At 73.7% G+C, this 2,694-nt stretch carries 3 protein-coding genes; all 3 read left to right on the forward strand.

Going from position 1 to position 2,694, the window contains the following annotated elements; translation table 11 throughout:
* Window positions 1-240: 240 nt before the first annotated feature.
* Genes dhaK through dhaM form a run of 3 tightly spaced genes read left to right on the forward strand, consistent with a single transcriptional unit; the run spans window position 241 to window position 2,646 of the window.
* Window positions 241-1,236, forward strand: coding sequence for a dihydroxyacetone kinase subunit DhaK (gene dhaK / locus VFW79_RS12065; protein WP_329677534.1), 996 nt, complete (start codon window positions 241-243; stop codon window positions 1,234-1,236).
* Window positions 1,237-1,273: 37 nt separating this feature from the next.
* Entirely contained in the window at window positions 1,274-1,918 is a 645-nt protein-coding gene (gene dhaL, locus VFW79_RS12070; protein ID WP_329677535.1) for a dihydroxyacetone kinase subunit DhaL, read from the forward strand.
* 2 nt (window positions 1,919-1,920) lie between these two features.
* Complete coding sequence (gene dhaM / locus VFW79_RS12075) at window positions 1,921-2,646, forward strand: dihydroxyacetone kinase phosphoryl donor subunit DhaM (RefSeq protein WP_329677536.1); 726 nt, start codon at window positions 1,921-1,923, stop codon at window positions 2,644-2,646.
* The last annotated feature ends 48 nt before the right edge of the window (window positions 2,647-2,694 follow it).

The raw sequence follows: 2,694 nt of genomic DNA on the forward strand, positions 1-2,694 counted from the left end.
GTGCTCGTGACCGGCTCCGTCGTGCTGGTGGCCGAGGCGCGGATCTTGCTCGGGAGGCCGTGACGTCGCCGCGGCGGGCGTGCACGAACGTGCAGGCCCGCCGCACGACTTCCCCTTGACGGCTACCAGGCCCCCCGCGAAGGTGAGGACAGCGCTGATGCCCCGCGGCGCCACCTCGACCCGGCAGGTTCCGGCCGGGGCACCGAAGGCCCAAGCCGCCGGTGCGGACGGGAGTCCGTCATGAAGAAGCTCATCAACGACCCGCAGACCGTGGTCTCCGAGTCGGTCGAGGGATTCGGCCTGGCACACGCCGACGTCGTCGCCGTGCACCTCGACCCCACCTACGTCGCCCGCGCGGGCGGCGCGGTGCCGGGCAAGGTCGGCCTGGTCAGCGGCGGCGGCAGCGGGCACGAGCCGCTGCACGCCGGGTTCGTCGGTGTCGGGATGCTGGACGCCGCGGTACCGGGCGCGGTCTTCACCTCGCCCACGCCCGACCAGATCGCTCCCGCGTTCACTGCGGCCGACGGCGGTGCCGGGGTGCTCGCAATCGTCAAGAACTACACCGGCGACGTGCTGAACTTCGAGACGGCAGCCGAGCTCGCGGAGGCCGACGGGGTGACCGTGCGATCCGTGATCGTCAACGACGACGTCGCGGTCGAGGACTCGCTCTACACGGCCGGTCGGCGCGGGGTGGCCGGGACCGTCGCGGTCGAGAAGATCGCGGGCGCGGCGGCCGAGCGCGGCGACGACCTGGATGCGGTCGTCGCGATCGCCGAGCGCGTCATCGCGAACGTTCGGACGATGGGTGTCGCCCTGACGGCCTGCACGGTGCCGCACGCCGGCAAGCCGAGCTTCGACCTGCCCGAGGACGAGATCGAGATCGGCATCGGCATCCACGGCGAACCGGGACGCCGGAGGGTACCGCTCGCGAGCGCCGACGAGATCACCGAGCTCCTCCTGACGCCCGTCGCCGACGACCTCGCGCTGGCCGGCGGCGAGAAGGTGCTGCTGCTCGTCAACGGGATGGGCGGTACGCCCGCCTCGGAGCTCTACGTCGTCTATCGTCAGGCACGGCGGTTGCTCGAGGCGCGCGGGGTCGAGGTGACCCGGTCGCTCGTCGGCAACTACGTGACATCACTGGAGATGCAGGGCGCCTCGGTGACCGTTCTCCGGCTGGATGACGAGCTGACCGCCCTGTGGGACGCGCCGGTGCACACGGCCGCGCTGCGCTGGTAGCGGCGGTCGGTGCGACGACGCAGGGCGGAGCGTGGTCATGATGGTCGACGTCACCTGGGCGACCGCGTGGGTCAGGGGTTCGGCTCGCACGGTGTTCGAGCACCGGGAGGAGCTCATCGAGCTCGACCGGCAGATCGGTGACGGCGACCACGGCGAGAACCTCGCGCGCGGGTTCAGCGCGGTGCTGGCCCGGCTCGACGCGCTCGAGACGGCGCCGGCGGACATCGGCGAGGTGCTGCGCCTCGTCGCGACCACCCTCATGTCGACCGTCGGTGGCGCCGCCGGTCCGCTCTACGGGACGGCCTACCTGCGTGCGGCCAAGGTGACCGGGTTCCCTGAGCTCGACGGCGCGGGCGTGGTCGCGATGCTCGAGGCGGGGCTCGAGGGCATCGTGGTGCGCGGCAAGGCGTCGCCGGGGGAGAAGACGATGGTCGACGCGTGGACCCCGGCGGTCGCCGCGGCGGTCGCGACTGCCGCGGCGGGTGCAGGGCCCGACGCGGTGCTCGCCGCGGCCGCAGCGGCCGCCGAGGCCGGAGCCGTCGCGACCATCCCGCTGCTGGCGACGAAGGGCCGCGCGAGCTACCTCGGAGAGCGGTCGATCGGCCACCAGGACCCGGGCGCGACGTCGAGCGCACTGATCCTGCGCGAGGCGGCTCTGGCCGCGGCCGGTCGCGACGAGTGAGTGTGCCGGCCCAGCCCGCGGTCCGCGTGGCGCTGGTGCTGGTCTCGCACTCCCGTGCGCTCGCCGAGGGCGCCGTCGAGCTTGCTGCCCAGATGGCCCCCCGGGTCACGCTGCTGGCTGCGGGCGGTGACGGTGCCGGGGGTCTCGGCACGAGCTTCGACGCCGTCGAGAGTGCTGTGACGGCCGCGACGGCGGACGGTCGCAGCGCCGTGGTGCTCACCGATCTCGGGTCAGCCGTCCTGACGACCGAGTCGGTCCTCGACCTGCTCGACGACGACGTCGCGGCCCGGGTCCGGATCGCCGACGCACCGTTCGTCGAGGGCGCCGTCGCAGCGGCCGTCACCGCCGACGGCGGGGCCGACCTGGCCGGGGTGCTGGCGTCGGCCGAGGGCGCCGGGGCGACGTTCGCCGGATCGGCCTCGGCGGCGGGGGTCGACGATGCTCCCGCCGTCGAGGCATCCGCCGCGCGCGACGAGCTCGCGGCGACGGTGACGCTGCGCAACCGCCTCGGCCTGCATGCCCGGCCGGCGGCGATCCTCGCGCGGCTCATGGCGGGCTTCGACGCGGTCGTGGTGGTCGACGGGGTGAACGCGGCGAGCGTGCTCGAGCTCATGACGCTGGGAGCGGTCGGCGGGCATGAGCTCGACGTCCGGGTGAGCGGGCCGCAGCGGGCCGAGGCCCTCGCTGCGCTCGTGGAGGCGGTCGAGGGCGGGTTCGGCGAGGTGTGATCCTCGTCTCTTGAGGTGCAGTGGGTGCAACTTTGCACCACATGTAAT

Origin of the sequence: Cellulomonas sp., assembly GCF_036279715.1 — a bacterium.
GTDB lineage: Bacteria > Actinomycetota > Actinomycetes > Actinomycetales > Cellulomonadaceae > Cellulomonas_A.